5 protein-coding genes are annotated in these 6,112 nt (G+C 53.1%); 3 read left to right on the top strand and 2 right to left on the bottom strand.

Translation table 11 applies throughout. The features are described 5' to 3' along the window. Window positions 1–305 precede the first annotated feature (305 nt). The 3 genes from RWJ43_RS05715 to RWJ43_RS05705 all read left to right on the top strand — a co-directional run bounded on the left by RWJ43_RS05715 (window position 306) and on the right by RWJ43_RS05705 (window position 3,592). Window positions 306–1,037: a Crp/Fnr family transcriptional regulator gene (locus RWJ43_RS05715; RefSeq protein WP_314008853.1), complete on the top strand. Its 732-nt coding sequence runs from the start codon at window positions 306–308 to the stop codon at window positions 1,035–1,037. Between the two features lie 148 nt (window positions 1,038–1,185). Then, window positions 1,186–2,688 carry a YjjI family glycine radical enzyme gene (locus tag RWJ43_RS05710; RefSeq protein ID WP_314008851.1) on the top strand — a complete coding sequence of 501 codons (1,503 nt, stop codon included), beginning with the start codon at window positions 1,186–1,188 and terminating at the stop codon, window positions 2,686–2,688. A 46-nt stretch (window positions 2,689–2,734) separates the two neighbouring features. Further along, window positions 2,735–3,592 (top strand): YjjW family glycine radical enzyme activase, encoded by an 858-nt coding sequence (locus tag RWJ43_RS05705; protein ID WP_314008849.1) that lies wholly within the window; start codon window positions 2,735–2,737, stop codon window positions 3,590–3,592. A 258-nt stretch (window positions 3,593–3,850) separates the two neighbouring features. On the opposite strand, the gene deoC is transcribed toward RWJ43_RS05705, so the two are convergent. Continuing rightward, window positions 3,851–4,492, bottom strand: a complete 642-nt coding sequence (gene deoC / locus RWJ43_RS05700; RefSeq protein ID WP_314008847.1) for a deoxyribose-phosphate aldolase — start codon at window positions 4,490–4,492, stop codon at window positions 3,851–3,853. A 91-nt stretch (window positions 4,493–4,583) separates the two neighbouring features. After that, a complete protein-coding gene (locus RWJ43_RS05695) occupies window positions 4,584–5,570 on the bottom strand; it encodes a hypothetical protein (RefSeq protein WP_314008845.1) in 987 nt (328 codons plus the stop codon). Between the last annotated feature and the right edge of the window lie 542 nt (window positions 5,571–6,112).

The following is a 6,112-nucleotide window of genomic DNA, read 5'->3' as shown; positions in this document are numbered from 1 at the left end:
GTGTGTTTTGAACTGCTTCCTATTTCTCGTGTCCAAGAAATGGGAGGCAGTTCAGTTTGACGTGGGGGCTTTTTCTGTCTTGCGGCAGCTTGACCGCGAGCTGACCGCGGGTTGACCGTGGCTGACCGCTGGTTGACCGCCGGTTGGCCGCAACCTAATCGCAGCCCGATACCGTTCAAGAAAATTGTCTCAAAAAGTGGACATAAGTCCTTATTTTTATTTTAGGTAGCAGGTACAATTACTCAAACTTAAGCCAAAACTGTCCTGTAATGAGGACTTACGAAGCAAGAACAGTGAGGTCTCGTGTGAACGTTTTAACCTACCTTGACAGTCTTGACTCCGACGTTCGCAAGAAGATCATCAAATGGGCTTCTCGCGTTCCCGCTAATCGTCTTTCTCATTGTAGGCAGATTCGTCTTAATTCCGGACAGACCCTTGTCCACATGCTGGACCGCGTTGATAACGTGTACATTCTGTGCCGCGGTACCGTGCGCACTACGTCGCATAATTCCGCAGGTAGCACATATGTTATTGATGAGTATCGTGCGCCCGTTGCTTTTGGCGAGATGGAAGTTATTAGCGAGAGTCCGTTTTACCTGGGATCGCTCACCGCAACTTCCGGCTGCGAGTTTATTTCGGTTCCACGCGAGGACTACCTGCAGTGGATTCGTTCGGACCCTGAGGCACTTCTCGCCCGCTCGCGCTGGATTATCAAGAATCTGACGCGTCAGTCTGGCTACGAGCGCAGCTTGCTGACCTGGAGCGGAACCAAGCGCCTGATGTACATGCTTAGCGAGCTGACGCGCGATCAGATTCACCGCGGCGTTGTTGAGTGGCCGTTTACGGTGCGTCTGACCAGGCAAGAGCTGGCAGACAAGATTGGTACCAGCACAAAAACTGTTGCCCGCGGCATCGACGAACTTAAGGAGAGGGGCATGGTTTCTGTTCAGCACGGCAAGATTGTCATTACCGAGAGGCAGTTCCAGCGCCTCGACGACGCAATGAAACACGAGGGAGAATCCCACCTTCTGGACTAACCTCTGTACCTGGCACAACGCTTGGGTAAGACCGTTCTTCTCGCCCCAGGCAGCGCGCCGCACAACGCGGTGCACCATAACTTGGAACGACCGACGTACCCGTCGCAATCATACAACCGTTACCGCACGACCAACGTAAGGAGCACTAATGAGCGAGTTTATGGACATCATCACTTCCGACAACCTCTCGTACAAGCAGAAGGTTCTGCACCTGGCTCAGGCTGCCGAGAACTCCGAGCACCCTATTAAGACAACTGCTGAGTTTGATCGTCTTTTTGCAGCTCACGCTCTTGACGACATGTGTGAGGGCAACGCTCCTTACCGTCCTCGCTACATCTGCCCTGACTACCAGGTATTTGCTCAGAACGGTTCTGAGTTTTTGCGCTTTGACAAGCCAGAAACCCTTGATGACCTGCTCTGGGGCCTTGCCGCTCTCTACGACAACGTTCCTTCTGTCACCAGCCGCCCTGTGTACGTTGGCCAGCTGGACAAGATTATCGATCCGTTCCTGGAGGGCATGACTGACGCAGAGATTAAGCCTCGTCTGCGCCGCTTCCTGAACCACATCGACCGCACTGTTGCTAGTGGTTACTGCCACGCAAACATTGGTCCAGAGGACACTCGCGCAGGTAGACTGCTGCTTGAGGTTGACCGCGAGCTCATGAACGCCGTTCCAAACTTCACCCTCAAGTACGATCCAGAGATCACGTCCGACGAGTTCATGCGCCTGGCAGTCAAGACCACTATGGTCTGCTCCAACCCTGCTTTTGCTAACCACCGCATCCACAAAGAGACCTACCCTGGCGAGTACACCGTCGTAAGCTGCTACAACGTCCTTCCTATGGGCGGTGGCGCTTACACTTTGAGCCGCGTACTTCTCCCTGGCCTTGCAAAGCTTGCAACCAACGTTGACGACTTCATGAACAACCTGCTGCCAACCGCAACTGGCGAGGTTCTAAACTTCATGAACGAGCGCGTCCGCTTTATGGTTGAGGATTCCAACTTCTTTGAGACCAGCTTCCTGGCCAAGGAAGGCCTCATTTCTCGCGAGCGCTTCTGCGGTATGTTTGGCGTTGCTGGCATGAGCGAGTGCGTTGCTGAGCTGCTGCACCTTGACAGCAGCCGCACCTACGGCAAGGACGACGAGGCCAACGAGCTGGCCGATCAGATCATGGTCAAGATTGCCGACCAGGTCAACAGCTTTGACGCCGTCTACTCCGAGGTCTTTGGCGGTCGCTTCACCCTGCACGCACAGGCTGGCTTCTCCGACCAGCAGGGCGTTACCCCAGGTGTCCGCATCAAGGTTGGCGACGAGCCTGCAAACCTCTACGACCACATTCGCCACAGTGCACGCATGCACCGCTTCTTCAACAGCGGTGTCTCCGACATCTTCCCAGCTGAGCCAACTGCTGAGCGCAACCCAGACGCTGTCGTTGACGTGGTCAAGGCCGCATTCTCCATCGACGACAAGTATCTCTCGTTCTACAGCTCCGAGGGTGACCTGGTCCGCATCACCGGCTTCCTGGCTAAACGCTCCGAGATGAAGAAGTTCCAGTCCGGCGACGTTGTTCTTCAGGACACCGCTCACGACGGCCTGGGCAACTTCACCGCCAACCACCTTGGCGAGCGCAAAGTTCGCATGAGCGACTAGCGAGAAGAGCTGCACAATCGTGACCTGTACTGCAACAGAAACAACTTTGGGAGCAACACATCCAGCCGGGTGTGTTGCTCCTGTCAACAAGATCATTCCCTTCTCGCTGGTAGATGGCCCAGGAAGCCGAACCGCTGTCTTCCTGCAGGGCTGCAACATTCGTTGCGCCTACTGCCACAACCCCGAGACCCAGGTAGAGTGCATCTCCTGCCAGGCGTGCGTCAAACCATGCCCAGCTCACGCCCTGTCTGTGGCTGACGGAAAAGTTGTGTGGGACAACTCCATCTGCATCAACTGCGACAACTGCATCAAGGTGTGCCAGCACAAGTCCACGCCAAAGATTGAGCTGCTCAGCGCCCGAGAGGTGGCTGACCGCTGCATTTCCAACATGCCGTTCATCCGCGGAATCACCACCTCAGGCGGCGAATGCATGCTCCGTCCCGACTTCCTCTACGAGCTCTTCACCTACTGCAATGCCGCTGGTCTGAACTGCCTCATCGACTCAAACGGAACCATCGACTTCACCGAGTACCGCGATCTGCTGGATCTCTCAAGCGGCGTGATGCTTGACGTCAAGGCTTGGGACGATCAGTGGTTTGAACACCTGACCGGCGAAAATGGCGTTACGGTCCGCAAAAACCTTGCGTTTTTGGCCGAGCAAAACAAGCTGGAAGAGGTCCGCGTCATCGTTACCGAGGGCTGGAACGACGCTGAAGCCGCAGTTGACGGCATTGCCTCAACGCTTGGCGAGAAGGTTGGTCAGACGCGCATTCGCCTCATGAAGTTCAGGCACTTTGGCGTACGCGGTCCGATGGAAAACTCCCCTTCTCCAAGCGATGAGCGCATGCAGGCGATTGAGTCGCAGGCCCGTAAGCTGGGCTTTGGCGAGGTTGTCGTCAGCTAGTTGGCGCGACGGGTGCGCGGTGCCAGCCGCAGCAGACGCGGCGTGAACCGCGATACCAGCAGCGCATGGCATCCGGGTGGTGCAATCCACATCTCGCACGGGTTTCTCGCCGCGATTGTTGCTGCAGCTTACACGGGTTTCTCGCCAGCTTTTGTGCCCTTTTCACTGCAACAAAGAACGACCTCGCAGCACATGCTACGAGGTCGTCTTCATTTACCTATCAGTGCGATGGGGCCCGCAAAGCTCCAGCTCAGCGAGCTACTCGGTGACGATAGCGATTCCGCTGGAGCAGCCCAGGCGATCTGCGCCAGCCGCAACCATTGCCTCAGCGTCAGCCTTATTGTGGATGCCGCCAGCAGCCTTGACCTTGCAGGTGTCGCCGACAGTCTGCTTCATCAGAGCGACGTCATGAACAGTTGCGCCGCCGGTGCTAAAGCCGGTGCTTGTCTTGACGAACGCAGCCCCAGCAGCCATGCAATCCTTGCAAGCACGAACGATCTGCTCGTCATCAAGCAGGCAGCACTCCAGGATTACCTTAACGGGCACGGTGCCAGCGGCCTCAACGACAGCCTTGATATCAGCGATAACGTAGTCGTCGTCACCCGCGACCAGGTGGCCACCGTTGATGACCATATCAATCTCGGTTGTGCCGTCGGCGACGCTCTGCTTGGCCTCGGCAACCTTAGCTGCAGTTGAAGCGGCGCCCAGAGGGAAACCGATGCAGGAAGTGATACCAACTCCAGAGCCCTCGAGCTCGGCATGAGCCAGAGAAACCCAGCAAGAATTGATGGCGACAGTTGCAAACTTGTACTGCTTTGCGTCGGCGCAAAGTTTCTTGATGTCTTCAGCGGTTGCGTTCTGCTTCAAATTTGTATGGTCGATAAGGCCGTTAACTTCCACGATTTTCTCCTTCTGGCTGTGCGATTATGAGCGGTTTATGCTTCTCTATTGTACGGCAAGCGGCGCAGAAAAGACGTGGCAGCTGGTTTTGCTATCTGACTTTGAACAACCGTGCCCATAGTGCCCGTTGTCGCTCTTCAAGATCTGACATAGTCGTATCACGTGCAGTTATTCCGGTAGACTCGCGAATCTGGCGGACCAAGCCCTGAACGCTTTCAAAGCTTTTAAGCATCTCGCCAGATACCGAAAAATGCGGACATTGGACGCCTGTTACCAGCTCGTTTTCCCTATCCAGGTCTCGCATGATTTTTTGGCTGCCAGAATGTGTAGTTGCTGGATCGTAGTCTAGCAGTACCATAGCCCGCTTCTGCCTTTTGTCCTTGAGCTGAATGGTTAGGTCAGGAATTCGAGTGATTTTCTCGCCATATCTGTTTTCCAGCTCAATTGGCCTATTGAGCTCAACGGTTCCTAGATTAAAGCCACCGAGGTTATACGGGAGGCACAATAGCAGGGCAAGCGAGGTCTCTCGGGGCGACCGAGCTTTCTCTACGATGTGCTGAAGCGCTCGTTTAGCTGGAATGATGCCGCGCTTTCTTCCTTGTGTGGCAAGAAACTTTGCAATTGCAGCGCGATTTGTCAGAGGGCCATTTTGGCGTTGCGAAACTCCACCGTGACCATTTTGGTTCAAAAAATAATTAGAGCATAGTGCGCTGCCTGCAAGAATTGTGCCGATGAAATCAAGCTTTGAAGCAACTTGCAAGTAAGTGAATTCTGGAGATGTCACAAATCCTTTTAAGTCAACACCTATTGGCAGGAGTGACGAAGGTAACATCATTGATTGGCATACATGAAGTGTGACGTGCTCTTTTGCAAATGCGGAATTTACATCACGAATCAGCAAATCAATCTTACTGTTAGGCTCCTTTTGAAGACGCACGCCTTGTATCTCTGGCAGATGCCCATAGTAGGCAGCAAGATCTCGTTCAGTAGCTACTCCTGGAGCTGATTCAGGAACAAGCGGCACTTTGACCATAGCATTTGCTGATGACGATGAATCAAATGGCCTAGAGGAACTCATCAATAAATTAAACGCTGAAAAGTACGAAAGACAGTAATCCATAGCACTCCTTCGCGAAAAAGTATGAATTCCATACCCGGAAATGGCGCAAGTAATCTGACCGATTTGAAATCACACAGGAAATCTGTGCAAGATTCGTCGTACTATCGCCCTCGCGGAGACTCAGCATGCAAATACACTGACCTGGTTTCAAAATTATGCATATTTCTACTATTAAATTCATTTTTATGAATACATAATTTTTGGCCTTAAAATTATGTGCCGAAAAAGGTAAAAAACACGTTTAGTTGGGGATGAAAACTTAAAATTGGCCGATTTATCCCCAACTAAGACGATTTTTTACCGCGCCAAAAACTTTTATCTGGGGAAACACTATATGCAGAAAAATGAAAACCCCAACTAAACGCATTTTTTACCACTTGGAGTTAATTTGAGGTGTTTTTAGGATCCGAGAAACTTTTTACGTGCCCGCGCACGCCTGCGCACGTTACCAGCACGTCGCAACGCCTACGCTCGCGCCGGGCACACAAAAAAGCCTGGTA

It is taken from the genome of Lancefieldella parvula (genome assembly GCF_963530955.1).
Lineage (GTDB): Bacteria > Actinomycetota > Coriobacteriia > Coriobacteriales > Atopobiaceae > Lancefieldella > Lancefieldella parvula_A.
The sequence above is the reverse complement of the archived record's forward strand: the minus strand, read 5'-3'. Positions and strand labels throughout refer to the sequence as shown.